At 66.4% G+C, this 26,828-nt stretch carries 22 protein-coding genes; 18 read left to right on the top strand and 4 right to left on the bottom strand.

All coding sequences use genetic code 11. From position 1 onward, the window contains the following. The first annotated feature begins 45 nt into the window (after nt 1–45). From AC0MRV_RS03255 to AC0MRV_RS03235, 5 genes are all read left to right on the top strand, one after another. Nucleotides 46–1,470 (top strand): hypothetical protein, encoded by a 1,425-nt coding sequence (locus AC0MRV_RS03255; RefSeq protein WP_472762995.1) that lies wholly within the window; start codon nt 46–48, stop codon nt 1,468–1,470. Between the two features lie 117 nt (nt 1,471–1,587). Continuing rightward, nucleotides 1,588–2,763, top strand: coding sequence for a sensor histidine kinase (locus AC0MRV_RS03250; RefSeq protein ID WP_472762994.1), 1,176 nt, complete (start codon nt 1,588–1,590; stop codon nt 2,761–2,763). Beyond that, entirely contained in the window at nt 2,760–3,431 is a 672-nt protein-coding gene (locus tag AC0MRV_RS03245; protein ID WP_472762993.1) for a response regulator, read from the top strand. Before AC0MRV_RS03250 ends, AC0MRV_RS03245 begins: the two co-directional genes overlap by 4 nt. Nucleotides 3,432–3,643: 212 nt before the next feature. Next, nucleotides 3,644–6,055 carry an ADOP family duplicated permease gene (locus AC0MRV_RS03240; RefSeq protein WP_472762992.1) on the top strand — a complete coding sequence of 804 codons (2,412 nt, stop codon included), beginning with the start codon at nt 3,644–3,646 and terminating at the stop codon, nt 6,053–6,055. A 45-nt stretch (nt 6,056–6,100) separates the two neighbouring features. Then, complete coding sequence (locus tag AC0MRV_RS03235) at nt 6,101–6,643, top strand: tetratricopeptide repeat protein (protein WP_472762991.1); 543 nt, start codon at nt 6,101–6,103, stop codon at nt 6,641–6,643. A gap of 212 nt (nt 6,644–6,855) precedes the next feature. Here the strand turns inward: AC0MRV_RS03235 and lnt are convergent, their stop codons facing one another. Beyond that, nucleotides 6,856–8,616, bottom strand: a complete 1,761-nt coding sequence (gene lnt / locus AC0MRV_RS03230) for an apolipoprotein N-acyltransferase (protein ID WP_472762990.1) — start codon at nt 8,614–8,616, stop codon at nt 6,856–6,858. 133 nt (nt 8,617–8,749) lie between these two features. On the opposite strand from lnt, the gene AC0MRV_RS03225 reads away from it, so the two are divergent. Genes AC0MRV_RS03225 through AC0MRV_RS03210 form a run of 4 tightly spaced genes read left to right on the top strand, consistent with a single transcriptional unit; the run spans nt 8,750 to nt 11,992 of the window. Next, entirely contained in the window at nt 8,750–10,111 is a 1,362-nt protein-coding gene (locus AC0MRV_RS03225) for a MotA/TolQ/ExbB proton channel family protein (protein ID WP_472762989.1), read from the top strand. Next, a complete protein-coding gene (locus tag AC0MRV_RS03220; RefSeq protein ID WP_472762988.1) occupies nt 10,095–10,865 on the top strand; it encodes a hypothetical protein in 771 nt (256 codons plus the stop codon). The genes AC0MRV_RS03225 and AC0MRV_RS03220 overlap by 17 nt, the downstream gene beginning before the upstream one ends. A gap of 9 nt (nt 10,866–10,874) precedes the next feature. Beyond that, the gene (locus AC0MRV_RS03215) at nt 10,875–11,156 is read left to right on the top strand and encodes a hypothetical protein (protein ID WP_472762987.1); all 282 of its coding nucleotides are present in this window, start codon (nt 10,875–10,877) and stop codon (nt 11,154–11,156) included. Beyond that, complete coding sequence (locus AC0MRV_RS03210; protein WP_472762986.1) at nt 11,153–11,992, top strand: hypothetical protein; 840 nt, start codon at nt 11,153–11,155, stop codon at nt 11,990–11,992. Before AC0MRV_RS03215 ends, AC0MRV_RS03210 begins: the two co-directional genes overlap by 4 nt. Nucleotides 11,993–12,070: 78 nt before the next feature. On the opposite strand, the gene AC0MRV_RS03205 is transcribed toward AC0MRV_RS03210, so the two are convergent. Then, complete coding sequence (locus AC0MRV_RS03205; RefSeq protein WP_472762985.1) at nt 12,071–13,081, bottom strand: hypothetical protein; 1,011 nt, start codon at nt 13,079–13,081, stop codon at nt 12,071–12,073. Between the two features lie 109 nt (nt 13,082–13,190). On the opposite strand from AC0MRV_RS03205, the gene AC0MRV_RS03200 reads away from it, so the two are divergent. The 3 genes from AC0MRV_RS03200 (at nt 13,191) to AC0MRV_RS03190 (ending at nt 16,683) form a co-directional block, all read left to right on the top strand. Further along, on the top strand, nt 13,191–13,451 hold the full coding sequence (locus tag AC0MRV_RS03200) for a DUF4212 domain-containing protein (protein WP_472762984.1): 261 nt from the start codon (nt 13,191–13,193) through the stop codon (nt 13,449–13,451). Between the two features lie 174 nt (nt 13,452–13,625). Continuing rightward, a complete protein-coding gene (locus AC0MRV_RS03195; RefSeq protein WP_472762983.1) occupies nt 13,626–15,350 on the top strand; it encodes a sodium:solute symporter family protein in 1,725 nt (574 codons plus the stop codon). A 76-nt stretch (nt 15,351–15,426) separates the two neighbouring features. Beyond that, complete coding sequence (locus AC0MRV_RS03190) at nt 15,427–16,683, top strand: radical SAM protein (protein ID WP_472762982.1); 1,257 nt, start codon at nt 15,427–15,429, stop codon at nt 16,681–16,683. A gap of 169 nt (nt 16,684–16,852) precedes the next feature. Here the strand turns inward: AC0MRV_RS03190 and AC0MRV_RS03185 are convergent, their stop codons facing one another. After that, nucleotides 16,853–17,851, bottom strand: coding sequence for an NAD(P)H-dependent glycerol-3-phosphate dehydrogenase (locus tag AC0MRV_RS03185; protein ID WP_472762981.1), 999 nt, complete (start codon nt 17,849–17,851; stop codon nt 16,853–16,855). A 142-nt stretch (nt 17,852–17,993) separates the two neighbouring features. Here AC0MRV_RS03185 and AC0MRV_RS03180 point away from each other — a divergent pair, with 142 nt between their 5' ends. From AC0MRV_RS03180 to AC0MRV_RS03170, 3 genes are read left to right on the top strand one after another with little or no spacing between them, the layout of a single operon-like run. Then, complete coding sequence (locus tag AC0MRV_RS03180) at nt 17,994–19,301, top strand: TonB family protein (protein WP_472762980.1); 1,308 nt, start codon at nt 17,994–17,996, stop codon at nt 19,299–19,301. After that, entirely contained in the window at nt 19,298–19,738 is a 441-nt protein-coding gene (locus tag AC0MRV_RS03175; protein WP_472762979.1) for an energy transducer TonB, read from the top strand. Before AC0MRV_RS03180 ends, AC0MRV_RS03175 begins: the two co-directional genes overlap by 4 nt. Before the next feature lie 19 nt (nt 19,739–19,757). Next, entirely contained in the window at nt 19,758–20,204 is a 447-nt protein-coding gene (locus AC0MRV_RS03170) for a DUF1294 domain-containing protein (RefSeq protein ID WP_472762978.1), read from the top strand. A gap of 10 nt (nt 20,205–20,214) precedes the next feature. Here AC0MRV_RS03170 and panB read toward each other — a convergent pair whose 3' ends face one another. Further along, a complete protein-coding gene (gene panB / locus AC0MRV_RS03165) occupies nt 20,215–21,000 on the bottom strand; it encodes a 3-methyl-2-oxobutanoate hydroxymethyltransferase (protein WP_472762977.1) in 786 nt (261 codons plus the stop codon). Between the two features lie 140 nt (nt 21,001–21,140). Here panB and AC0MRV_RS03160 point away from each other — a divergent pair, with 140 nt between their 5' ends. The 3 genes from AC0MRV_RS03160 to AC0MRV_RS03150 all read left to right on the top strand — a co-directional run bounded on the left by AC0MRV_RS03160 (nt 21,141) and on the right by AC0MRV_RS03150 (nt 26,816). Beyond that, nucleotides 21,141–21,407 carry a hypothetical protein gene (locus AC0MRV_RS03160; protein WP_472762976.1) on the top strand — a complete coding sequence of 89 codons (267 nt, stop codon included), beginning with the start codon at nt 21,141–21,143 and terminating at the stop codon, nt 21,405–21,407. A gap of 81 nt (nt 21,408–21,488) precedes the next feature. Then, entirely contained in the window at nt 21,489–24,188 is a 2,700-nt protein-coding gene (locus AC0MRV_RS03155) for a WD40 repeat domain-containing protein (RefSeq protein ID WP_472762975.1), read from the top strand. 15 nt (nt 24,189–24,203) lie between these two features. Further along, on the top strand, nt 24,204–26,816 hold the full coding sequence (locus tag AC0MRV_RS03150) for a CHAT domain-containing protein (protein ID WP_472762974.1): 2,613 nt from the start codon (nt 24,204–24,206) through the stop codon (nt 26,814–26,816). The last annotated feature ends 12 nt before the right edge of the window (nt 26,817–26,828 follow it).

The following is a 26,828-nucleotide window of genomic DNA, read 5'->3' as shown; positions in this document are numbered from 1 at the left end:
TCTGGCCGTTCTCCTGCTGCTCGCCGGGGCCCACCGATCCTCGCTTTGAAGACGTCCCGCCCCCGCCTCTCGATCACCCTGCCGGTCCTCGCGATTCTCGCGGTGATCGCCGTGGGGACCTGGCTGGCTTGGTGCTGGGGCGCGTTCAACCACAGCAGCTGGAACGACGTGCGCCTCGCCCCGACCTTCAACCTGACGCTCCCAACCGGCGGCGCGATCTACGGTGGCCCGGAGGGTGCGCCCAACACCTGGATGTATGGCCCCCTGCCGGTCTGGTCGCTGCTGCCGGCCACCTGGGCCGCCGGCCCCGCCACCGCGCTGGGCCTCGCCGGCGCGCTGAACCTCGTCTACATGCTGGTCGCCATCGGCTTGGTGTGCGCCTTCACCCCCATCAGGACGCTGTCGGTCAGCCGCGCCCACCGCGCACTGGCCTTTCTGGTCACCGTCGCCCTCTGGCCCCGCGCGACTTGGCAATTCATCCAGGCCGACAATCTCGCCATCGCCGTCGGCCTGCTCGGCAACCTGGTCCTCATGCGTTCGCGCTCCCAGCGCGCCACGTGGTTGGCCGCCGCCCTCGCCACCGCCGGCCTGTTCTGCAAACAAACCGCCGTCGCCGTGCCGATCGCCCAATTGCTGTGGCTCGGCCTTGCGCAAGACTGGCGGAGCGCCGGCGCCCACCTGCTGCGCCTCATGGTCACCGGCTTGGCTTGGCTCGCGCTGCTCTTCGCCTTGGAAGACCCGGCGGCCGTTTGGTTCACCTTGGTGACCATTCCCGGCGGCCTGCCCTGGGCCAGCGACCTCGGCGCCCGCTTCGCCAGCACCGCCCCGGCGCTGATCTTTCAACTCGGCGTGCCCCTCGCGACCTGGCTCTGGCTGCGCCGCCAATCAACGCGTGCCGACCTCGCCCTGCCCTTCCTGACCTGTGCCCTCGCGGTGCCACCCGGACTCGCCGCAATGCTCACCTACGGCGGCAACATCAACAGCATGCACGGCTTCGCCCTGTGGGCACCGGCGAGCGCAGTCGTGCTGATCGCCAAGCTGGCGCAACATCGCGGCCCGGCTCAGGCGACCGTGATCGCCACCGCCCTCGTGATCGGCAGCTGCACTTTGAATGTCGCCGTGCGTGATCAGCGTGAATTCGGCCTCAATCAACAACGCTACGACGACGCCCTCGCCCTCGCCCAGGCCCGGCCCGGCCAGGCGTGGTTCCCGTGGCATCCTCTGGTCACGATCTACAGCGAAGGCCGGCGCTACGCCGACGGCGATGGCATCGCCGTGCGCGCCCTCTCGGGCCACGGGGTGAACCGCGCCCAGCTCGCCCACCACCTGCCGCCAGACTTCAACCTCATCGCGGTGCCGGTCGGCACCCCGACCTGGGGCATCGCCGAAGAACTCAGCCCACCCGACGTCCGCCGCTTCCTGCTGGGCGAATGGCTGCTCAATGACTGGAGTTACGTATCCAACGAATGATGACAGGGTCCCGCCAAACGCGCCGCCGCCGGTGAGCGTGGACCCGGCGGTGAACCGCCCCCCAACCGTGACCATCGACCTATTCCCTCCACCGCTTCGATCTGATAGGCTCCGACCGTGATTCTCAGCCTGAAACGCAACCAAATGGAGAAGGGCGACTATGTCGGCATCGCCGCCTTTTGCGGTGTTGTCGTCACCTGTCTCATCACCTTCATCAGCCAGAACCGCATCCACGGCGAACCGTGGCAGGTCATCGTGACCTTCGCCGCCACCGGCGCGTTTCTGATCGGCGGCATCCTGTCCTGTATCTACCTCGACGAGGACAATACGCGGCACTGCACCATCTATTGGCTGGTCCAGGCCGCGTTGGCCATGACCGCCATCCACGTGAGTCCGGTGCTGGGCTTCTTCGGCATCCTCGCCCTGCCGCTCGCCAGCCAGAGTGTGTTTCTGTTCTCCTGGAAACCCGCCCTCGCCGCCGGCATCTTTCTCTACCTGGCCACCAGTTTTGTCTATTTTCCGCTCGGGGGCTGGAGCGCTTTGGGTGAATCCCTCATCGCCTACTCGCCGGGTTACCTGTTCACCATCGGCTTCTCTTTCGTCACCGCCAACGCCGTCGCCAATCACAAGCGCCTCGCACGGCTCACCGCCGAGTTGGAAACCGCCAACACCAAACTCCGTGATCAGGCCGAGCAGGCCGAGGAACTCGCCACCACCCGCGAACGCAACCGCGTGGCTCGCGAGATCCACGATGGCGTGGGCCACTACCTCACCGTCATCAACGTCCAACTCGAGGCCGCCCGCGCGATCTGCGAAAAGGATCCCGCCAAGGCCGCCGCGGCGCTCGACAAAGCCACCCGCCTGAGCCGCGAGGCGCTCGACGACGTGCGCCGCAGCGTCGGCACCCTGCGCACCGACGCCGAGAAGCCTCCGCTCACCGACGCCATCCGTGCGCTCACGGCCGACCCATCGCTCCCGGTCGACTTCAAGGTTTCCGGCGACCCGCGCCCGCTCTCCGCCGCCACCGAGCACGCCCTCTACCGCGCCGCCCAGGAGGGGCTCACCAACGTGCGCAAACACGCCCACGCGCAGCGCGCCACGCTCGAACTCGACTTTTCCGACACCGCCCGCATCCGCCTGCACGTGGCCGACAACGGCCAGGGCGCCACCGCCTCCGCCGACGGCTTCGGCCTGCGCGGCATGCGCGAACGCGTCGGCCTGCTCGGCGGATTGGTCAAAGCCGGACCTCGCCCCGAAGGCGGTTTCGCCCTCACGGTGGAGGTGCCCGCATGAGCACTGCCGCCCAACGCATTCGTGTCCTGCTTGTTGACGACCAAGCCCTCTTCCGCGAAGGCCTGCGCATCCTGCTCGAACAACGCGAGCACCTCGAAATCGTGGGCGAGGCCGCCGACGGTGAACAGGCCATCGACGCCGCCCGTTTTCATCGGCCCGACATCATCCTGATGGACCTCCGCATGCCCCGCCTCAACGGCGTCGAGGCCACGCGCAAAATCAGCGCCGAGATGCCCGACAGCCGCATCATCGTGCTCACCACTTTCGAAGACGACGAAGAGGTCTACGAAGCCCTCAGCGCCGGCGCGGTCGGTTACCTGCTCAAGGCCTCGCCCAGCGAGCGCGTGATCGAAGCGATCGAACTCACCGCCCGGGGCCAGTCCTTCATCGAACCCTCGGTGACGGCCAAATTGCTCCATCATTTCTCCCGCCTCGCCGGCCAGGAAACCCGTCGCGCCGCGCCCCAGCCGCTCACCGAGCCTCTATCTTCGCGCGAGCTCGACGTGCTCAAACACCTCGCCACCGGCCACAGCAACAAGGAGATCGCCGCCCACCTCGGCATCGCCGAAGGGACCGTGAAGAATCACATGAGCAACGTGCTCGGCAAACTCGGCGTCCTCGACCGCACCCAAGCCGCCCTCCGCGCGAGAGAGATCGGTCTGATCTGAAGCCGAGCTCCTCTTTCTATTTCCTCTTTATCTCTCTCTTTCTCCCCGTTCGCCGGAATGCGCGCGCATCTCGCCCGGTGGGGAGAAAGAGAAAGATAAAGAGGAAAGAATAAAGATCGGGTCCCGCAGGTCGCAGGAGCTTGCACCATGACCATCGGCCATGACCTCCGGCCCATGCGGCGAATGCGGTCACGGTATAGACTGCAGGGCAAATGAACGCCGTCCTGCACGATCTCCAGACCGCCCTGCGTCAGCTCCGCCGCGCCCCCGCCTTCGCCGCCCTCGCCGTATCGCTCCTCGCCGTCGGTCTCGGCGCCACCATCACGGCCTACTCACTCTTCCACTCCATCGTCCTCCAACCGCTGCCCTATCCGCAGCCCGAGGAACTGGTGGTCCTGCGCGCCCTCAATCCCGCCAAGGCGATCGACCAGGAAGGCATCTCCGCCACCGACCTGCGCGATTTCCAGGACCGCGCCACCAGCTTCGCCGCCCTCGGCGGCTACCGACCGAACTTCGCCTCCTACACCCCGACCGACGGCGGCGATCCTGCGCAGTGGGTCACCAGCCTTGTCACCGGCGGCTTCTTCGACGCCCTGCGCCCGACGCCGCAGCTCGGCCGCCTGTTCACCGCCGAAGAGTTTTCCTTCGCCGCCGAGCGCACCCTCGTCATCAGCGACGCCGCCTGGGAACGCTACTTCAACCGCCGTCCTGATATTCTGAATACGACGGTCCTGATCGACGACCAGCCGCACACCATCATTGGGATCCTGCCCGCCACTTTCCGCGAACCGGCCTTCGTCGACGCCTGGCTGCCCTTCCCGGTCGAATCCCCCGAATACTTCGCCCGCGACTCCCGCTACTGGTCCGCCATCGGTCGCCTCGCGCCCCACGCCTCCACCGCCAGCGCCGCGGCTGAGATCGAAACCCTCTCCCGCGACCTCGCCCGCGAATACCCCGACACCAACCGCGACTGGAGCGCCACGACCCGCTCGCTCCTCGAGACTCGCGTCACCGCCATGCGCTCCGGGCTCCTGCTGTTGCTCGCCACCGTCGCGCTCGTGCTGCTCATCGTCTGCGCCAACCTCGCCAACCTGCTGCTTGCCCGTGCCCTCGCGAAATTGCCCGAGCTCGGCATCCGTCTCTCCCTCGGCGCCACCGCTTCCCGCCTCGCCCGCGTCGTGGCCCTTGAGAGCCTCTTGCTTGCCCTCGTCGGCGGACTGCTCGGCGCCGGCTTCGCCGCCGTCGCCCTCCCCGCCGTCGCCCAACACATCCCACCCGCCCTGCTGCCCCGCGCCCACGAGGTCGCCTTGCAACCCGCCGCCATCGTCGTCGGCCTCGCCGCCGCCCTCGTCTGCGCCGCGCTCTGCGCCATCCTGCCGGCCTGGCGCCTTGCCCGCGCCGACGTCAACCAATGGCTCAAAGAGGGTTCCTCCCGCGGTTCCACCAACCCCGCCACCCGTCGCTGGCAAGCCGTGCTTGTGGTCGGCCAGCTCACCCTCACCGTCGCCGTGCTCGCCGCCGCCTTGCTCGTCATGCGCAGCCTCGTGCGCCTGCAATCGGTGCCGCCCGGCTTCGACGCCGACAACGTGCTGCTCGTCCGCCTCGCCCCGCCGCCCACTCGCTACGAAACCAACGCCGATCTCGCCCGCTATTACACCGACTTGGTCGACGCCGCCACGGCCGTGCCCGGCGTGCGCTCCGCCGCCGTCAACGCCAGCAGCCCACTCACCGGCATCACCCTCACCTACCCGAGTTGGCGCGAGGGCACCTCCACCGACGCCGCCTCGGCCCTCGACGCGGTCTACGCACCGGTGAGCCCCGAGTTCTTCGCCACCGTGCAACTTCCGCTGCAACGCGGTCGCCTCTTCACCGATTTTGACAACGCCGATGGCGCCCCCGTCGCCATCGTCAACGAGGCCTACGCCCGCCGCATGTTCCCCGGCCGCGAAGCCCTCGGCCAACGCATCATGATCGTCTCCTTCATGGGTCCGATCTACCGCGAGATCATCGGCGTTGTGGCTGACACCCGGCAGAACAACCTTTCCGACGCGCCTCCGCCGCAGGTCTACGTGCCGCAAACCCAAATGCCGTGGTTCTTTTCCACGCTGCTCGTCCGCGTTGACCGTCCCTCCGTCACGCCGGCCGTGCGCGCCGCTCTGCGCGCCGCCGACCCCACCTTGCCGATCGACCCGCAACTGCTCGATGACGCGATCGCCCAAGGCACCACCCTGCAGCGCCTGCAAACTTACCTGCTCGGCGGCTTTGCGGCCTTCGCCCTCTCCCTCTCCGCCTTCGGCCTCTACGCCAGCCTGCGTTTCACCCTCGCCCAGACCCTGCCCGAGATCGGCATCCGCCTCGCCCTCGGCGCGACTCCGGGAGGTATCCGGACCCTCATCCTCAGCCGCGTCGGCAAACTCGTCGCGCTCGGCCTCACGCTCGGCCTGCTCGTCGCCCTGCCCATCGGCCACGCGCTGCGCGCCCAACTCTACGGCATCGGCCCCACCGATCCGCTCAGCTACCTCGCCCTCATCGCCACCCTCGTCACCACCGCCCTGCTCACCGCCCTCCCCCTCGCCCACCGCGCCGCCCGCACCAACCCGACCACGATTCTCCACTCCACCTAATTTGTAACCCAATAGGTTACAAATCCTCTTAAACCACTGACTAACATGAAAAAACATATCTCCATTTTGCTCTTAATTCTCGCCCCCGCTTTGCTGGCGGAGCCTACCCTGCGTGAGCAGGCGGCCGAGACGCTCAAGGCCGGCGACGCCAAGGCCGCGATCGGTCTCTACGAGCAGGCCATCAAGGCCTCGCCCGACGATGCTTCGCTGCAAACCGACTACGCCCAGGCCCTCACCGTGCGGATCGGCGAGGTCAACTTCATGGCCCAGGGCTTCATCGCCTCCAAGATGCTCAAGGCCTACCAGCGCTCCGTCGAACTCGACCCCAATCACCTCACCGGCTGGATCGGCCTCTGCCGCTACTACCTCAACGCCCCGCCCATCGCCGGCGGCAGCGCCGACAAGGCCGAGACCTACGCCAAGGAGGTTCACCAACGCGTGCCGTGGCTCGGCGAAGTCGAACTCGGTCTCGTCGCCGAAAAACGCGGCGACAAGGAGGCCGCCGCCACGCACTTCCGCGCCGCGCTCGCCGAACACCCCGACCACGGTGAAGCGATCGCCGGGCTGGAGCGCGTCACGGCCGAGTAAGCCACCAATCGTTCTCGTTCCTCATACTCATTTCTCGTTCTCGTTCTCGTTCTCGAAACAGGGAGAACGAGGAACGAACGCGCTCGAGGAAGAACTGAGCACCTAAACCACTGTAGGGCCGCCGCTCGCGGCGTGCCGCAACTGCCACTCAGGACTCCATTAGCCTGCGGCACGCCGCAAGCGGCGACCCTACAAAATGGGGATATCCGCCGTCACACCGACGGCGTTTCCGTTTCCGCCGTATCGGCAACCGGTTCCTCCGCCGGCGCCTTGCTGCGCACGGCCATGACCGCCGCCACAAACAGGCCGAGCGAGACCAGCACAAACCAATCGCCGTGGAGCGTATAAAAACTCTGGCGACCGATCCAACGCACGTCGCGCTGCACTTCGACCACCGCTGACCCCCGGAAGTAGATCGATCCGTTTTCCTCCTTCGGCTTGGTCGATACGACCTGACGCAGTGAGCCGTCGGCATTGCGACGGGTGACCTTTTGCAGAACCGCACGCACCACGCCAAACTCGTCGATCCAACCGCTCCAGCCGGCGTTGCCGATGCGCAGCACCGGACGCCGTGTCTCGACCGCCCGCAACACACTGTGCGCGGCGTGTTGCTCGGCGGCGCCACCGCGGCCGAACCAGCCGTTGTTCGTCAGCACCACCAGCAGGTCCGCCCCGGCCAAAGCGCTCGCACGCGCCAAGCCCGGGTAAGTGTCCTCGTAACAAATCAAGGGGCCCGCCGCCAAGGTCAGCTCGTTCGCATTGAACAGCAGCGGATGCGGCGACCCGCCCTCTTCAAAGTCGCCCGGCAGCGGCACCACCTTGTCGAGCCAGCCCAGCACCGGTCGCAGCGGCACGTATTCGCCGAAGGGCACCAGATGACGCTTCCGGTAATACTCGCGCTCCACGCCGCGCTGCGGATCCACCATGAACGCACCGTTATACCAGTGTTCGACCCCATCCGCGGTTTCGTCCGCCCGCTCCACTGCAATGGAGCCGAGCAAGAGCGGGGCGCGCGCTTCCTGCGCCACGTTTCCCACAAAAGCCGCCACCGTCGCGTCGCCACGCACGGCCCAGGGGGTCACCGCTTCGGGCCACAGAATGAGGTCCGGCCGACGTTTCGCCGCTGTGGCCGTCGCCTGCTCCAAGGTGTTCACGATGGCCGGACCCTGCGTCTCGTCCCACTTGATTTCTTGCGGCACATCGGGCTGCACAAAACCCACCCGGGCCAGATCCTGGTGAAAGTGAAAACGGTTCACCGATTCCGAGACGAAGATGCTCAGACAAACCAGCAGACCGAAGACGGCCAAAAAGAACTCCTGACTGCGTTTCTTGAGTCCCTTGAGATCCTTCTCAAAAAACAGCCGATGGCCGTAGGCCGCGAAGCCGAGGTTCATCATCACGAGCACAAACGAGATGCCATAGGCCCCGGTGTAGGCGCCGATCTGCAGGATCGACGAACGCTCCCACTGACTCGCCGCCAACGGCAGCCACGGAAAACCGGTCAACAGCCACGACCGGGTCCACTCCACGATCACCCAGGCGCCCGCCAAGCCCAGCACGCCGAGCATGCGCACGATGTTGGGTTGCCCGCGCAGGCGAGGCATCAACCACCAGACTGCGAGATACCAGGTGCCCACCCAGGCACCGACCACCGGCGGCAGCAACGCCCAGCCGGCCCACGTTGCATGATGCAACCACCATAGCAGGAAATACCACACCACGATCTGCGCGCCGATCGTGACCGTGGCAAAGAGCCGCAGACTCGGTCGCCGATACGCCCACAGGATCGCCGGGGCGAGGCACGCGTAAGCCGCCTCCGGCGCGTCAAATGGCGGAAAGGCAAACACCGTCAACAAGACGGTCAGCACCGCGACACCCACCGGTGCCAGCCAATGGCCATGACGATCCCAAAACGGCGGCGTGGGATTATCATACTCAGGAAAGAGAGGGATATCGGGTTTGGCGGTGTTCAAAACGTTCTACAGATCGCCTACCTACGCCACTGCACACGACGAGCGCAACCGCAGGCTTATCGCTTGCTGCTCGCGTGGACCCGGCAAACACTGCGCGAACCTACCCCCTCCAGCTTACCCTCGACCGCCCTACATGAGATCCCTGCTTTCCTCCGGCCTCGTGGCCCTCGGTGTCACGACCGCGTTGTTGATCATCCTCAAACTAGCCATCCCGGCCGATGCGTGGTTCCACGCCTTCCTCTTCGAACGCAGTCCCGTGCAATGGGTGAGCGTGGCGATGTTCTTCTTCGGCGCCGACGTGTTCATCCGCAAAGCGCGCCGGCTTAATCGCGAGCAGGCCGACCTCGGCGCCGCCCAGTGGCAGGACTATCCCGACTCCACCGGCACCTGGGTGCGACGTCGCATCAGCGCCGTCTCCAAGATGGCCGCCAGCCACTCCCCATCCTTCTGCCGCGACGCCGCCCGCGACCTGTCCGACGAAGACACGCAGGCCATGAACGAGAGTTACGTGCTGCCGGCCGATGTCATCGGCCTGCTCCCGCTCGTGGGATTCTTCGGCACCGTCTGGGGCCTCTCCATCGGCCTCTACAACAACTTCGTGCTGCAGGGTGAAGACAGCACCAACTCGTTCGCCAACGCCATCGGCACCGCGTTCGACACCACCCTGCTCGCGCTCGCCCTCACCATCCTGCTCTCGATCGCGCAGAGCCTGCTGCGGCGCTCCGAGCAGTCGCTGCTGGTCAAACTCGACCGCTACATCGAGGACCAACTCCTCGGCCTCGACGCCACCGGCACCTCGCCCGTGCCCGCCTCCAACGACCCCCGCGTTTGGCTCGATGAGATCGGTATCGATCCGGCGGAACTCATCGGCTACTTCCGCGCGAAGCTCGGCGGCATGGCCGGGGACCTCACCGCGCTCTCCGCGACCAACGAGAAACTCACCGTCGCCATCGCCGAGCTCAACGCCGCCGCGGCCCAACAGGCCGAACCCGCCGCGCCGCCGCCCGACCCCACGCCGCAACTCGCCGCCCTCGTCGCCGCGTCCGAGGCCGCCACCGCCACCGCGCGCGAGCAACTCGCCAAACTCTCCGCCCTGCAAACAGCCATCGACCAGGCCAGCGCCGCCGACAGCACCTCGCGCGACAAACAACTCGCCGCCCTCGGCGACATCGCCGCCAAACTCGACACCGCCCGCGAGCAGGCTACCGCCGCGCAAACCGAGCTCCGCGCCGCCCTTGATCAAGGCGCGACCGCCCAGTCCGACCTGCGCGCCGCCCTCGAACAGGGTCACGGCGAACTCGGCAAAACCGTGAGCGCCGCGGCCGACGACCTCGGCGCCCAGCTCAAACTCGCCGCGCAGGCCCAACAGACCGCGCTCTCCGCCCTCGCCGAACAGGCCACCGCCGCCCACCAGCGCACCCACGACCTGCTCAACCGCCCCAAGTCGTTCACCGTCACCGAAAGCCCGGCGACCGGCCATGACGCGAAGGCGTAAACATCGTCGCGCCCACCCCGGCACACCCGCCCCGGCCCAGCCCGAAATCGGGATGGTGTCGATTCCGCTGCTGTGCTGCCTGCTCGGCGCCGCGCTCTTTGTTTACGAATTCGGCGGCAACAAGCCCACCCTGACCAACGAGTTTCTCGCCCTCGAGGAGGCGGTCGCCGCGTCCTCCTTCGCCGCCTACCAGATCGACGAACGCGAACAGGATGCCGCCGAAAAACTGCGCCGGCTGCAGAACGCCGCGCGCCTCGCCGAGCTGCAGGACGAGATCGCCGCGTTGCTCGCCCGCTACGCCGCCATGCAGGCCCAGCAGCAGGACCTCGACCGCCTGGAAAAACTGCTGGCCGAAATCGAAGCCCACCGCGCGCGACTCGCCCAACTTGAGCGCGAGGAAGACCGCGCCCGCGCCGCCCGCGAGTCCTTGTTTGGTGGATACGCCGGTCAATATGTCCTCATCGAGTGCCTCGCCGGCGAAATCGTGGTCCATCCCGGCGACCGCCGCATCGCCCTGCGCGACCTCTACGCCGAACGCGATTGGCTGCTCAGCGAGATCGATCGCCTGGGCTACGTCGCCATTGCCGTGCGCCCGAGCGGCTGGACGCGCGACTCCTTTGCCGAGATCAAACCGCTGGTGCAAACCCACATCAACGAAGCCCGCGCGCAGGACGGCCGCGCCATCGCCCACACCGATTTCCCCCTCGAAGACGAGGCCTCCATCCGCCCCTACCTGCCGCCGCCCACGAGCTGATTTGTCCCGATGGCTGTCCCCCAAAAGTTTCGCAACCTCATCTGCATGGCGGATCTCTTTTTCGCCCTGAGCGCGAGCTTGTTCCTGCTCGCCGCGATGGAGGGCAAGTCACTCGACGGCGAACAACCCATCGTGGACCGCGATCCCGATCCGGCCGTGATCGAGGAAGCGGTGGAGCAACTGGAACGCGACACCGACAAGGTGGAAGCCCAACTGCGCGGACTCGAGAACCTCACCGAACGCCTCAACCTGCCGCCGACGGAAACCACCGCGGCCGGCGAACAACCATGAGGCACCGTATCGTCATTACCTGGGTTCTGCTGAGCGCGACTTGTTTCGCTGCCGCGCCGGAGTCCGCACCGCGTCCGCGGGCCGAGATCTACGCCGACCTGATGCAACGCCACGGCGACGCCGAGCTTGCCCTGCAGTCGGCCAAATCCGGCGTCGCCCGCATCGAGGCTCTGCTGGATCAGTTCGATCTGACCGACGAAAATCTCGCGCGCCTGATCAATGAGGCGACCGCCAAACGCGACGAGCTCAAGCTCAGCGTCGCGGAGCTGCAGCAACTCCTGCAACGCCTCCAGGATCTCCTGAAACTCGACGCCGATGCCGTCGCCGCCGCGCTTGAACGCGCCCTGGCCGAACGCGAGGAGCTGCGCGACGAAGTGAAACAGCGCGAGGCCGAGCTCGAGGAAATCACCGAGGACGAGGAACTGCAGCAGGCCATCTCGTTGGACGGCATGGCCTCCCGACCCTTCCTGCTCACCGGCGACCGGATCGCGCCCTTCAGTGAACCTTTTTTCCGCGCGGAATTGATCAAAGTGCGCCTCGCCGATCGTCGGGTGGTGGAGCGCCCGCGTTACACCCGCGAGAGCGACGCCGGCAGCATTGCCGCCGCAGTTCAGCCGGGCGGTGCACTGTATGCCTTGGTCAACGCGCCGGACTTCGATCCCAATGAAACCTACGTGCAACTCTGGGTCTGCGACGACGCCATCGCCGGCTACCGCACGGTCGTGAGTTTCCTCAAGCGCAATCGCGTGCGTTACACGTGGACACCCGATGTGGACGCACCGTGGACCGCGCTGGACGAAGAGTCCGAGCTCGGCACCTGGGGTTACGGCGGCTGAACGACGCGACGCGGTCGAGGCCGTCCGCGTCCACCGACAGGCGAGGTGGACGCCGACCTCCGGACGGCGACTTTTCCGCTAACGCATCGCCGCCAGCACCCGCTTCACCACCGGGCGCACCCGGCGCGCCAAACGCGGATTCGCATAGGCGGCCCACGCCACCGGACTCGTCGTATCCAAAGGATCGCGCAGGCGACCGCCTTCGGGCCGTTCGACCACCGCCCCCGCTTCGCGCAGGATCAGTTCGGCGCACAGGTCGTAAGGATGACTGCTCAAACCCTCCAGGCCCATGCCGAGCGCGGTGAAGGCCTGCGGTCGCACATCGAGCACCATCAGGTCGTGGCCGTAGATCACCTCGGCCAACTGCCCGCCGCAGGAAATGTATTGGTCTTCAAAAATCGCCGGCGTCGCGGCGCCATCCGCGAGTTCGCCGAGCTCCCGCCACAGGCGTTCTTCAAACTCGCTCAGCCACACCTTCCCGCCGGGAAAGAAACGAGAAACGGTCGAGAAGCCGTGCAGGAATTCCGTCCCGGGCGACGGCCCGACCGTCAGCTTCGACCACCGGCCCGTGCGCACATCGAGCGAACGCGACACCACCTGGCCGCTGCCCGCCACGGCACTGAACTGGTCGGCGCGCCACTGTTTGGAGATCGGCAACTCCGTCATCGCCGCGACGACAATGTCACCGAGGTGATTGCGGGCGCCGCGTTGCGGGGCGAGACCGGCCAGCGCCCAGGCGCTGCGTTTGTCGTGCATGATGCCGCGCGTGCCGTCGATCGGGTCGATGATCAGTTTGCATACCGTCGCCCGCAGCGGCGTGCCTCGCGGAAAGGTCGCGGCCTCCTCCAGCCCCTCCATCACCAATTCGACCGGCCAGGCCTTGGGCCAGTTTCGCTCCAGCCACTCAACCAAAGCGTCCTCCGACAGGCGATCGATGTGGTAGATCGTATCGGCTGCGGTCACGGCCGCGACCTTCGCAAACTGACGTCGCTGGCGCGCGCGCGCGACGAGCAAGGTTTCGCGAATCGTGTCCTGCAACGCGCACAGCAGGCGGCGGGCGCGTTCGAGTTGGCGGGCATCGAAGACCATGGGCGGCAGCGTGCGACGGCGTGGGTTGCCCGTAAAGAAGACTATGGACAGCCGGCGGCCCAATCCGCCATTGACCGCATCCGCCGCGCCCGCCATCGCTTGCACCCCTATGGCTACCCCTGAAAAACGCCGGCTGCACTGGCGCGCCAACCTCCGCATTCTTGCCACCCTCCTCGTCATCTGGGCCGTCGTGTCCTTCGGCTGCGGCATCTTCTTTGCCGATGCCTTGGACAGCATCCGGATCGGCGGCTTCAAGCTCGGCTTCTTCATGGCCCAGCAAGGCTCGATCTACGTCTTCGTGGGCATCATCGCCTACTACGTCTGGCGCATGAACAACCTCGACCGTCAATACGACGTGCACGAGGACTGAGCTTCGCGCTCTCGGCGCGCTTTCTCTTTCCTCTTCATCTTTCTTTTTCTCCCCGCCGGCCGGAGCCCGTCCGCTCCAAGGGGAGAAAGAGAAAGATAAGGAGAAAGAATAAAGATCCGGTTCTGCCCCTCCCCTCCCTCTCTACCTTCTCTCCCCGCCCACCCCTCTTAGCCCATGTCCGCTCAAGCCTGGACCTACCTCATCGTTGCGCTCTCCTTCGCGCTCTACCTCTACATTGCCTACCGTTCGCGCGCCGGCTCCACCAAGGAGTTCTATGTCTCCGGCGGCGGCGTGAAGCCCATTCACAACGGCATGGCCACGGCGGCCGACTGGATGAGTGCCGCGTCCTTCATGGGCATGGCCGGCATCATCTCCTTCCAGGGTCGCGACGGCGGTGTCTACCTCATGGGCTGGACGGGCGGCTACGTGCTCCTCGCGCTGTTGCTCGCGCCCTACCTGCGCAAGTTCGGCAAGTTCACCGTGCCGGACTTCGTCGGTGACCGCTACTACTCGCAGACCGCGCGCATCGTCGCCGTGTTGTGCGCGATCATGGTGTCCTTCACCTACGTCGCCGGTCAGATGCGCGGCGTCGGCATCGTGTTCTCCCGCTTCCTCGAAGTGGACATCAACACGGGTGTCATCATTGGCACCACCATCGTGTTTATCTACGCCGTGCTCGGCGGCATGAAGGGCATCACCTACACGCAGGTCGCCCAATACTGCGTGCTCATCTTTGCCTACATGGTGCCGGCGATCTTCATCGCCATCATGCTGACTGGCAACCCGGTGCCCCAGCTCGGCCTCGGCGCCGAGGTCAAGGAAGGCGGCACCTACCTGCTCGATCTGCTCGACAACCTCAGCACCGATCTCGGTTTCGCTGCCTACACCAGCGGCGTGAAGCCCGCCATCGACGTTGCCGCCATCACCATGGCGCTCATGGTCGGCACGGCCGGCCTGCCACACGTGATCGTGCGCTTCTACACCGTGCCGAGTGTGAAGGGCGCCCGTATGTCGGCGTTCTGGGCCCTGCTCTTCATCGCCATTCTCTACACCACCGCTCCGGCCGTCGCCGCCTTTGCCCGCACCAACCTGCTGCAGACCGTCGACAACGCCACCTACGCCGAGATGCCCGGTTGGTTCAAGAAGTGGGAAGAGACCGGCCTGCTCACCTTCGAGGACAAAAACGGCGACGGCCTCATTCAGTATTACAACGACAAGAACACCGACGCTGATTTCCAGGCCACCGTCGCCGCCAAGGGCTGGGCCGGCAACGAGCTCACCATCGACCGCGACATCATCGTGTTGGCCAACCCCGAGATCGCTCAATTGCCCAACTGGGTCATCGGCCTCGTCGCCGCCGGCGCGCTCGCCGCCGCGCTGTCGACCGCCGCCGGTCTTTTGCTCGTGATCTCGACCGCCTTCGCCCACGACCTCGTGAAGCGTTGCGTGAAACCCGACATCTCCGAGAAGGGTGAACTCACCTGCGCCCGCATCGCCGCCGCCGCCGCCGTGGTGGTGGCCGCCTACTTCGGCATCAACCCGCCGGGTTTTGTCGCCCAGGTCGTGGCCTTTGCCTTCGGCCTCGCCGCCGCATCGTTCTTTCCCGCCATCCTCATGGGCATCTTCCAAAAGAAGATGAACCGCGAAGGCGCCGTCACCGGCATGATCGTCGGCATCATCTTCACCGCCGCCTACATCTGCTACTTCAAGTTCATCGCTCCGGAGAAGAACAACGCCCAGCACTGGCTGTGGGGCATCTCGCCGGAGGGCATCGGCACGATCGGCATGCTGATCAACTTCGCCGTCGCGCAGGTCATCGCCCGCTTCACCCCCGAGCCTCCCGCCGAGGTGCAGGAGGAGGTCGAACACATCCGCGTCCCACGCCAGCTGGCCCGGTAACCGGGTTGGTATCTGCAGGATGGAACGCGGCACCGGGGCCTCGACATCGGGCCGGTGCTTGCTTTCTCCTGCGGGCTTGGACGCTTCGACATCACATGGCCAAATTTCCGCCGGCACCGATGGCTGGATCTCCGGCACGGTAACGCCCGGCTCCGCCGCACCGGTTTCGCTTCAGCTCGGTGACGCGTGGCGTGCCGAGGTCGCCGCCGACACCGCCACCGGCGCGTTCCGCGTGCAGGCTCCCGCGCAGGCTTTTCCCGCCGGCACGCCGCTTCCGGTCGACGCCACCGTGGACGGCGAGGCACTCGCCGGCAGTGGCGCGATGGTTGAGCCGCCCTTCCCGCTCGAACTGGTCGCCGGCGACATCGTCAACAACTGCAACCTGCGTTGCCCCTTCTGTCTCACCGACTACGCCCTCACCCGCGGCACCAAACAGATGCCGGCCGAGACCTTTGCCCACGCCCTCGCGCTCGCGCCGCTCGTGCCCGAAAGCGCCTTTTGGTTGTCGTGCATGCACGAGCCCTCGCTCAACCCCGCCTTCGGTCCCTTCCTCCGCCTCGTGCCGCCGGAGCTGCGCCGCAAGGTGAGCTTCACCACCAATTTCGCCAAGAAGCTCGACGACGAGCTCCTCCGCACCATCGCCGAGAGCGGCGCCCACAGCGTGCGCATCTCGATCGATTCGCACGACCCCGAGCTCTTCGGTCAGCTCCGCAAGGGCGCCCGTTACGAGGTCTTCATCGACAACCTCACCCGTTACGCCGCCATCATGCGCGATACGCCGGGCGCGCCCTTGCTCCACATCATCACGATGGCCTTCAAGGACAACCTCGCCGAACTGCCCGAGCTCGTGCGCTGGTGCCACGAGGAAGTCGGCGCGCGCTTCCACGAGGTGCGCTTCATGTATTACCTGCCGCACGTCGCCGAGTGGGGCGCCGAGCACATCATGTCGCTGGACGAGTGGGCCCAACTGAAACGCGACCTGCTCGCCCTGCCCATGGGCCACACCCTCGCCTTCGGTGAACCCGAACCCGACGCGCATCAAAAATTTGCCGAGCTTCCGGGGCTCGACACCTATCAATCGATGCCCGCCGTCTTCGGCGGCGACGTGACGACCGAAACTTACCGCCGCGTCGACCCGCTCGAAAACGCCCACCCCGTGCCCGATGAACCGCTGCGCCTGCGGCTGCGTTGGGACGGACTCATCATGGCCGAACAACTTCCAGAGGACGCCTTCCGCTTCAACATGCTCCACCTCGAGGACGCGTCCGGCTACTTCCATCGCCTCCGCGCCAGCGCCCCGCTCCGCGCCGACTCACCCTGGCAACGGATTTGATTTTACAGGAGGAAACGGAGGGCAACAGAGCCCTTCAGCCTGAGTTTCAACAGAAGGTAACGAAGGAAACAAAGAGACGAGCAGGTTCCTTCGTTCTCTTCGTTACCTTCTGTAAAAGAACCACGTCGGAGTGGCTCTGTTGCCCTCTGTTCCCTCCTGTAAAGAAACCTCACTCACGCTTCAGTTCGCGCAGCATGAGGTCGCGCAGGGCCTGGGCGGGCGCTTTGCCTTCGTTGAGGGTGGCGTAGACTTCAGCCATGATCGGCGCGTCGATGCCGCGATCCTGACACAGGCCGTAAAACGATTCGGTCGTCTTGTAGCCTTCGACCACCGTTTTGCGACCGGCCATGAGCTCATCGATCGAAGCGCCGGCGCCGAGCTGTTCGCCAAACTGCCGATTGCGACTCCAACCGCCGTGGCAGGTGGCGACCAGATCGCCAAACCCACTCAGACCGTAAAACGTGTCGCGTTGCGCGCCGAGCGCCTCACCCACGCGCACCATCTCGGCCAGCGCGCGCGTCAGCATCGCGGCCCGCGTGTTGTCGCCCAACTGCAGGCCATCACAAATGCCCGCGGCGATAGCATAAATATTCTTCAGACAACCGCCAAACTCCACGCCCGCGACGTCATCACTCAGATAGACCCGCAGGCTCGCCCCGCTGATCTCCACCTGCACCGACTCCAACAACGCCTCCGGTGCATTCGCCGCCAGCACCATCGCCGCCGGTAAACCGCGCGCCACTTCGCCCGCATTGGTCGGCCCCGTGAGCGAGCCCACCGGCACGTCGCTCAAGACTTCCGAGATCACTTCCGAGGGCCGCAGGTGCGTGCCCAACTCCAAGCCCTTCGCCAAGCTCACCACCAGCTTGAGCTGCGTCGCCAAACCCAAAGCGCCCTTCACCCGCGCCGCCGTTTCCCGCAGCGCCTGAGCCGGACAGGCCAACAACACGACCTCGGCCTCCATCAACACCGGCACCAGTTCGTGGCCGATCTGCAGACTCGGCGGGAAGGCCACGCCCGGCAGGTATTCAGCGTTCTCCCGCGAGGACGACAAGGCCAGCGCCTGCTCAAATCGCCGCGGCACCAGCGTCACCGTTTGCTGCATCTTCGCGAGGTGAATTGCCATGGCCGTGCCCCACGCGCCTGCCCCAATGACCACAAAATTCATGCCTTCCACAGGCCCGACCCCGCCCCGGGAAGCAAGGCGAAAGGGACCGGCCTCGCCTCGACGTTGACGTCCCCTCCCCCCATCGGATCATTGCTTCGTGCTTTCATTCCGTTCCTTCCTCCGCTCAACCGCGGCCGGATCGATGCTGCTTGCATCCGTCGCCGCGGCCCAACCTGCAGTCCAGGTCGACGACGCCACCGCGCTCTTCAAGACCTGGCAGCCGCCCGAGGTCTCCGGCGAGCTCGCCCGCCTCGAGGGCACGGTCGTCGTCCAGTTCGTGGTCGACGCGACCGGCGCCGTCACCACGACGTCGATCGAATCCTCGACCGACGAACGCCTCAACGAAGCCGCCATGGCCAGCGTGCGCCAGTGGACCTTTGAACCCGCCATCCGCGACCGCGAGCCCGTCGCCAGCGCGCTGCGCGTGCCCGTGCTCTTTCCCCTCGATGCCCGTGCCCGCCAGAGCTTCATGCCGCCGGCCGAGCCCCAGCCGCTGCCCTTCACCACCCCGAGCGTCAAACGCTACGGGCGCACCGACGAACCCGAGATCGTGGCCCGCCGCATGCTGGGCGGCGAGGTCACCCTGGAGTTCACCGTCGATGCCGACGGCCAGGCCTCCGACCCCAGGGTCGTGAGCGCCAACTGCGCCGAACTCATTCGCCCCGCGATCGATGCGCTCATGCGCACCGAGTTCAATCCGGCCCGCCAAGGCAGTCTCTCACTGCCGGCCAAGACCCGCGCACCCTTCAGTTTCACCCTCTTCGGCGAGTCGCGCGCCGAGCGCCTCGCCGCCAACGGAATCCGCCCCGCCGAGGCCGACGACTGGAGCGACTTCGGCGCTCTGCCCATCCCCACGGCCTACGCCGACCCCATCTACCCGCGCGACGCCTTCGTCGCCGGCGAGAGCGGCGAAGCCGAGGTTGCCTTCACCGTCACCCGTTCCGGTTCGGTGAAGGACGTCGTCGTGAACAGCGCGTCCACCCCGGACTTCGGCGCCGCGCTCGCCGCGGTCCTGCCTTTGTGGAGCTTCACGCCGGCCAACGTCAGCGGTGAGGGCTGGGTGGATTCCCGGCTCATCATGCACCACACCTTCTCCGCACCGAGCGCCGATGCGGAGTCCGAGCAAGCAGATGCCCGCCTCGCCGCGTTGCTCGCACCCGACGGTCCCGGCGTGGGATCCGCCAAAGGTCTCGACGAACGCATCCGACCGCTGTTCCGGGTCGGCGTCATCCCCCCCGCCGACCTCGCTGAAGGACCGGCCAAGGCCACCATCGAGTTCATCATCGATCGCGACGGCCGCGCCCGCTTGCCGCGCGTGCGCGAGAGCAGTTCGGAATCCTTTGGCTGGGCCGCCGCCACCTCCGTCGCCCAATGGCTTTTCAACCGCCCCACCCGCAACGGCGAACCCGTCGAGGTGCGCGTCGTCATCCCGGTGGAATACCAACGATGAGCCGCGACCCCCGCTCCCGGCTCATCATCGCGATCCTCGCCCTCGGCGCACTCCTCGGCGGCGCGGGCTGCGAAACCACCGCCGTGAGCCCGATGCCGGTCGCGTCATTACCGACTGAATACACCGGCGAGACCTTCGCTCCGTCGAGTTTTGTGGCCCGGCCGATTCCGCTCAGTGCCGGCCCCGACTACAGGCTGCCGGAACGGGCACCGAATCACGACATCACCCTGCGGGCCCGGATCGAATACGTCGTCGACACCGCGGGCCGCGTGGCCGCCGCACGGATCATTTCCACCAACGCCCCGGCCCACGCCCAACAGGTTCTGCGCTGGTTGGAAACCGCTCGCTTTGTGCCGGGTCGAAAAGATGAGACCGCGGTGGCCGTGCGCATCGAACAGGACTTTGATGTGGTCTACGGCCCCGTGCGCGATCCCTGACGTCCGCCCTCTCCCGACCATGCCCGACCACGCCACCCCCTCTCCCGCCACCCCGCCGCCTCCGCCAGCGCGCCTGCGTTGGCCGCGGCGGCGCACGTGGCTCATCCTCATCCTCCTCGCAATCGCCCCGGTCGGCGCGTTGGTCCAGTTGAGCGGCACAATCAACTGGCGCTGGCTCGCCGGTTTCTTCGGCACGCTCAACCTCCTCACCTTCCTCCTCTACCGGCTCGACAAACGGCGGGCCGAAAAGGACGGCCCTCGCATCGCCGAAGCCACCCTGCATCTGCTCGAACTGGCCGGCGGGTGGCCGGCGGCCCTGCTCGCCCAACGCGCGCTGCGACACAAGTCCGCCAAGCGTAGCTACCAAGCGGTCTTTTGGCTCATCGTCGCCCTCCACGAGCTCGTCACCCTCGACTACGTGCTCGGCTGGCCCCTCACCCGCCGCGTGCTCCTCGCGCTCGGCTAAATCCTTCGCCTCACCGCGGAAAACGCTTCGACCGCACCGCCGACGCGTAGTCACTCAAGCCCTGCTGAAACACCGCGCCGGCATCGGCAAAGGTCTGCACAAAACCGGGCACGTAGCCGGGCGTGAGTCCCAGCACATCGGTAAACACCAGAATCTGGCCGTCACAATCCGCGCCCGCGCCGATGCCGATCACCGGAATCCCCACCGCGGCCGTCACCACCTTGGCCGCCTCGGGTTTCACCATCTCGAGCAAGAGCGCAAAACACCCCGCCGCCTCGAGCGCCTGCGCGTCGGCCACCAGGCCGGCGGTTTCGGCATCGTTGACCCCGTATTTCTTGTAGCGACCGAGCTGCTTCACCTGTTGCGGCATCAGCCCAATGTGTCCCCACACCGGCACGCCCGCGTCGACCAGCCGCGCGATCTTCGGCGCGAGCTTGCGGCCGCCCTCGATCTTCACGGCATCGACCCCCGCCTCCTGCATCAGGCGTTGGCAACTCATCAACACCCGCCGGAAATCAAAGTGCGCCTCGCCAAACGGCACGTCGGCCGCGATCAGCGCCGGCGGATTCGCCCGCACCACCGCCGCGCTGTGGTGCACCATCATGTCGAGTGTGACCGGCACGGTGCCCGGCAGTCCGAGCACCGTGTTGCCGACCGAGTCGCCAACAAGAATGATGTCCACGCCCGCCTGGCCCGCATAGTGCGCCATCACGGCGTCATAGGCCGTGACCGCGACGATCGGCTCGCCGTTCTTGCGGCGGCGCAACGTGTGCGGAGTGGGTTTAGCGGAAGCCATCTTGGCGCAGCCAACCCAAGCTCACGCCGGTCGCAACCTTCATCTCATCGCACCGCGTTCGCTAAATTCGCGTCAATCCCGCTCGAAGCCCCAGTTTCCCCTTGAGATGCGTCACAAAATACCGAATCGCTTTATTACCGATGCGCGCGCTCAAGAACCTCTTTCGTCGACCCCCAGTCCGCCTCGGACTGATCGACGAACGGCGTTCGTTCCGCAGCCCCGTCCGCAATGCCGGATTCGTGAGCTTTTTCAACGGCTCCGCCTGCACCTCGCGCCATCGTTACACCGACGCTCACGACGCTCGCCTCAAGCGCCAACGCTTCGTCAAGACCCTCGCCGTGGTCGCCATCACCGCCATGTGCACCTGGTTTGTGATGGAGAGCGCGCAGGCGATCTCGAGCTTCTGAGTCGCGGTGTAGCTCGCGCCAGGGAAGCCTACGCAAGTTGGCGTATCCCCAGATTCGGTGCGCTCGGCTAGTCTAAGCGGCATGATCCGCTCGCCTCGCCTTTCACGCCTGCTCGCCTTTGTCGCGATCGCCACCGTCCCATTCGGGCTGTCCGCCCAAGAGGACGCCGCCGAACCCACCCCCGCCACCGCCGAGGAAATCGCCTACTGGCGCGACCTCCAGGCGGTGATCGCCGCCTTCCGCGCCGCCAATTCCGAGCTGCCCAATCAGATCATCGAAATGTCGGTGGTGCAGCTCAACGACGCCATGGATCGCGTCGAGGCCTTCCTCGATGCGCGCAATGAGGATGAGATCGAGGACTTCGGTCAGGACATTCAGGACTACCACCGGAATCTGATCGGCCTCTTCGAAGCCGCCATCCCGCCCCTGACCGAAGGCACCAAGTTCCAGGAACAGGCCAACCGTGCCAACCCCATGGCGCGCATGATGGCCGGAGCCAAGGCGGTGAACCTCATGGAACAGGCCGAGGACTTCAAACCCACCCTGCGCGACCTCCATCAAAGCATCAGCCAGCGCATCGTCGCCGGCGGCGGTCCCAACATCTTCTTTTTCCAAGGCCTCAACTTGAGCGACAAGAACTGGGTCAGCGGGCGCGGGCTGTCACCTTTGGAGCGGGACGAGCGCTTCATCGCCGAGTCGGCCGGCATCGACGAGGGACTCGGCATCCTCGCGGAGCACTACTTCATTCCCCTGCGCAAGGACGGTCGCTCCGACTCCGAGATCGCCGCCATCCGCGACAAGACCCTCGAGCTCCTGCAGGAGTTCGCCGAATCGCTGGGCAACATGTCCAGCGTGCAGATCAAGGCCGAGCTCGCGAAGGAGCCGCCGCCGGACTTCAGCGAGGTCACGATTGGCCGCATGGGTTTCGCCCTGCGGCAGGAACTCATCCGCCGCGATCGCGAGTCAGACGCCGCCTTCCGCCTCATTGACTGGAAAGCCTGCTTCGCCCGCTGGTTCGGCGAAGCCACCGCGAACTCGGTCGACCTGGCCTGCGACGAACTCGCGGTCAGCCACGACGGCGTGCGCTACGCCTATTGTCCGGACCTGCAGACCGTGATGGTGCGCTCGACAACGGACGACGCCGTCATCGCCACCCAATCTTTCGAAGGCGATGTCCGCGGACTGGCCTTCGACTTCGAGGACCGGCTCATGGTGTTCACCACCAAGGGCCTGTTCCGTTGGGACGTCATGCTCGAAGATGAACCCTACCTGCGCGACAACACCGCCAGCGCCAACCTCACCGGCGCCCTCGCCACGGCCGCGACCGTCGACCGCTTTGCCCAGGCCTGGGCCCACATCCCTGGCTTCACCCGCGGCAACCTCGACACCAAGGTCACCGCCCGGGGCTCGAGCAACATCACCGCCGCCGCCATGTCTGCCGACGGCCGCCTCGTCGGCTACGGCTTCTCCGGCACCGACAATCTCGGCAACGGCGAACGCACCTATGACGGCGTCGTGATTATCGGCATGCCCCAGCAGGAGGACAGCACCGACGAAAAGCTGAGTTCCAAGTTCTACCTGCAGGCCTATCGCGGGCCGGTCACCGATATCGCCTTCGACGACGACGCCAGCCACCTCGCCTTCTGCCTCGATACCGGTGAAGTCGTGGTGTTCCCGGTGGGCGGTGACGACACCACCCGCCAGCAGCTTACGATCGACAACCAGCCTTATCACTTCGTCACCTTCCTGCCCGGGGAAAGCCCGCGCGTGCTTGCCGCCGCGCGCAACGGCGTGATCCGAATCTGGAACTACGAAACCCTGGAGTTGCTTCAGCGCTACGTGGTGCCGACCGGCCCCGCCGGTGTCGCCGTGGGCATCGAGGGCGACGTCCTCTTTTCCGCCGCCCTCGGCGCTGATTCACTCCACCGCTGGAACGTGGCCACCGGCGAACACCTCGCCACCGTGGTCGGCGCCGACCCCGTCATCGACACAGAGGCCCTCGCCGCGGCCCTCGCGACCGAAAACACGCTGCGGCCGGCCATCACCAGCTTGCGTGAGCTCTACAAATACAAGGACGACGAACGCGAAGCGTTCGCCCGCCAAACCCTCGCCGAACAGGGTGAACTCATCGACCGCCTCGGCCGCCGCAAAACGCTCGTCAATTCCGTCGCCGGCCACATCGCCGATCGTATCCGTGAACTCAACAAAGCGGACCAACACAAGGACGCGGTGACGACCGGCCTGCAGGCGATTGAAGAAGGTTTCACCACCATGTCCGTCTACTACGGCACGGTGTCCGCCCTGCTCAGCGTCGACCGTCTCGACGAGTCCAACCGTCTGCTTGAGGAAGGCCTGCAGGTTTATCCGTCCTCCAGCGACCTGCGCTACCTCTACCAGTGGAGACAGATGCAGAGCGCCCGCCGATCGGGCAACCTTGAGGGCACCCTCGCCGCCATCGACGAGCTCGACCTCATTCGTCCCAAAGACCGCCCCAACACCGCGCTGCGCATCGATGCCTACGCCCTGATCGCCAACCAAAAATATCAGGCCGGCCACAAACGCGCCGCACTCGACCTGAACATCAAGGCACTGGACGTCTGTCGCACCAAGGACCAGCAGCTCGGCATCCTCCCCAATGCCTTCTCCATCGCCTACGAGATCAAGGACTGGAAGATGGCCGTCGCCGTCGCCAACATGTGGATGCAGGTCGACCCCAACAAAAAGAACGACAAGCAGTTCCTCGAGTGGGCCCGCTACGCCTACTCCCAGATGCCGAAATAAACGGAGGTTCGTGGCATGCACGCCCTCCGCTCACCCGCCCGGTGCGCCGCCCTCACCGCCGCCGCCGTCCTTGGCCTAGCGTCCCTGCTCCCCGCGCAGGAGACGATCACGCAGAGCGCCGCCATGGCGGCGTTCAGCGCGGGTTATCGATTGGAGTCGCAGAACCTGCTCGAACGCGCCCTGCCCCACTATCAACAGGCGCTCGAACTCGCCGCCACCGACGACAATCGCGCCTTCCTCGGCCGCCAGCTCGCCAGTCTCAGCTCCCGTCTCGGCCGCCACGACGAGGCCTTGCGCGCCCTCGCGATCGCCCGCGACCACCGCGCCGCCGAGCCCGACGAACGCCCCTACCACCTCGTCGCTTTCAACGTCCATCTGCGCGCCGGCCAGGTCATCGCCGCCACCGCCGACCTCAACGCCTGGCGCGCGCTCGGTCCCACCGCCGACACCACCCCCCGCGCCTGGGAACTGCAACGCCTCCAGCTCGACGCCCGCCTGCGCCGCGCCTGGGGCGACCTCGCCGGCGCCTTGCAGTTCTACGATCAAGCCGAGCCCATTCTCGAAGAGCTCGTCACCGACGCCGAACAGATCGCCGCCTTCAACCGCGAACGCGCCGCCTGCCGCCTCGGACTCAACGACCTCGACGACGCCAACAAACTCGCCCGCGGCGCGTTTTCCACCGACCTGCGCCGCGTTCGTTCCAGTCGCCGCCGTGAGCCGGCCGATTGGGTCAAGAAAGGTGACGTCCCGGTGACCCAAAGCCTGCTGCTCTACGCCGAGGTCGATCGCCGCCGCGGCGACCTCGCCGACGCCAAGGAGAAATTTGACGCCGCCCTCGAGCTCGCCCGCAAGCTCGAGTCGCCCCGCGAACAGGTCCGCGCCTTTTTTGGTCTCTGCCGCCTCGCCCTGGCCCGCGACGACGTGTTCAGCGCGCGCATTGCCATCATGGGGGCGATGCTCCGCAGCCAGGAGGGGCAGATTCCCGACCTGCACGTCGAGACCCTCGCCCTGGCCGGCGAAATCTCGATGAAGGAGGAAGATTACGCCACCGCCATCGATCTGTTGAATCTTGGTATTGAACAAGTGGAGACGATGCGGCTCACCGCCACGCCCGAGGACCGGCAACGCCTGCTCGCCCTCCAGTCCGACCACTACCGCTGGCTGCTCGAAACCTACCTGCGCAACGGGCAGCCCCGGGAAGCCCTCGCCGCCAGCGAAGCCCTAAAAGCGCGCAACCTGCGTGATGCCATCGCCGGCCAACAGGTCGGCATCGAAACCATCGTCCACCGCGTCGCCGCCCTGCGCGACATGCAAGCCCGCCTGCCCGCCGACATCGCCGTGGTTTCCTACGCCAACGCCGATTGGTCCAAGACCGACCCGGTCGCCTTTGTCCTCACCTCCGACGACCTGCAGGCCATCCGGCTGCCCTTGGCCGAGCTGCCCGAGCTGCTGAGCCTGCTGCCCAAGGAAGACGTGCTCGCCGCACAACGCCGCGACGTCGACGCCACCCGATACGACCTCAGCGACGAGATCGGGTTGGCCGGACTCGTCGCCTACTTCCGCGAGACGATCTACTGCGAACCGGCCGAGGTTCAGGCCCTGTTCCCCCACTACCTCACCACCGCCAAGATCCTGCACTACACCCTCATGCGGCCGGTGCTCGATCAGCTCGGCGAACGCACCCGGCTCCTGGTCTCGCCCAACGGCCTGCTGGCCTACGTGCCTTTCGACGCGTTGATGGACCTGAAGGGTCGCCTGCTGGTCGAGACGCACGCCGTTTCGCTCACGCCATCGGTTCTCACCACCCTCGAACTCGCCGAACGCCCCGCGGCCACCTACCAGCGATCCTTCCTCGGTTTCGGTGGCGCGGTCTACGATCCGCGCAACTACACTCAGGTCATGGCGTCCGCGCCGCAGATCAAAACCGAGCTCGCCGCCGTCACCGCCGTGCGTGCCGCCCAGATCGACGGCGCCCGCAGCCCCTACGCCGGTTGGGCCCGCGGTCCCGCCACCAACCTCGCCGGCACCCAGGCCGAGGTGGAACTGCTCAGCGAACTGCTGCCCGGCTCCCGCGTCATCACCGGGCGCAACGTATCGGAAAAAAACATTCGCGAGATGGCCGCCCGCGGCGAGCTACAGGAGGCCCGCGTGCTTCACTTTGCGGTGCACGGCTCGGCCGTCCCCACCATGCCGGATCTCTCCTGCATCCTGCTCTCCTGGGAAGGCGAGATCACCAAGGACATGCCCGCCGAGCGCGACGGCCGGCTGCAGGTCACCGAGTTCGAACAGCTCCCGCTGCGCGCCGAGCTCGTGACCTTCTCCGCCTGCGAAACCGGCCTCGGCGCCATCATCGCCGGCGAGGGGGTGGTGGGCCTCACCGGCTCCCTGCTGAAGGCCGGCGCCGACAACGTGCTGGCCTCGCTCTGGCCGGTCTCGGACTACAGCACGGTCTACTTCATGCGCCGCTACTACGAGCTGCACCTCAATGAAGACGTGCCCAGCGACCTCGCCATCGCCCAGGTCAAACGCGACATGATCGCCGGCAAACTCCAAGGCTACCGCCACCCCCAATACTGGGCCCCCTTCAACCTCTACGGCGGCCGCGAACTCCTCGCCCCCACCCCGTGACCCAACCCCACT

This window comes from Actomonas spartinae, assembly GCF_051209155.1.
In the GTDB taxonomy this organism is placed as follows: domain Bacteria; phylum Verrucomicrobiota; class Verrucomicrobiia; order Opitutales; family Opitutaceae; genus Actomonas.
This window is presented reverse-complemented; position numbering and strand designations above follow the sequence as displayed.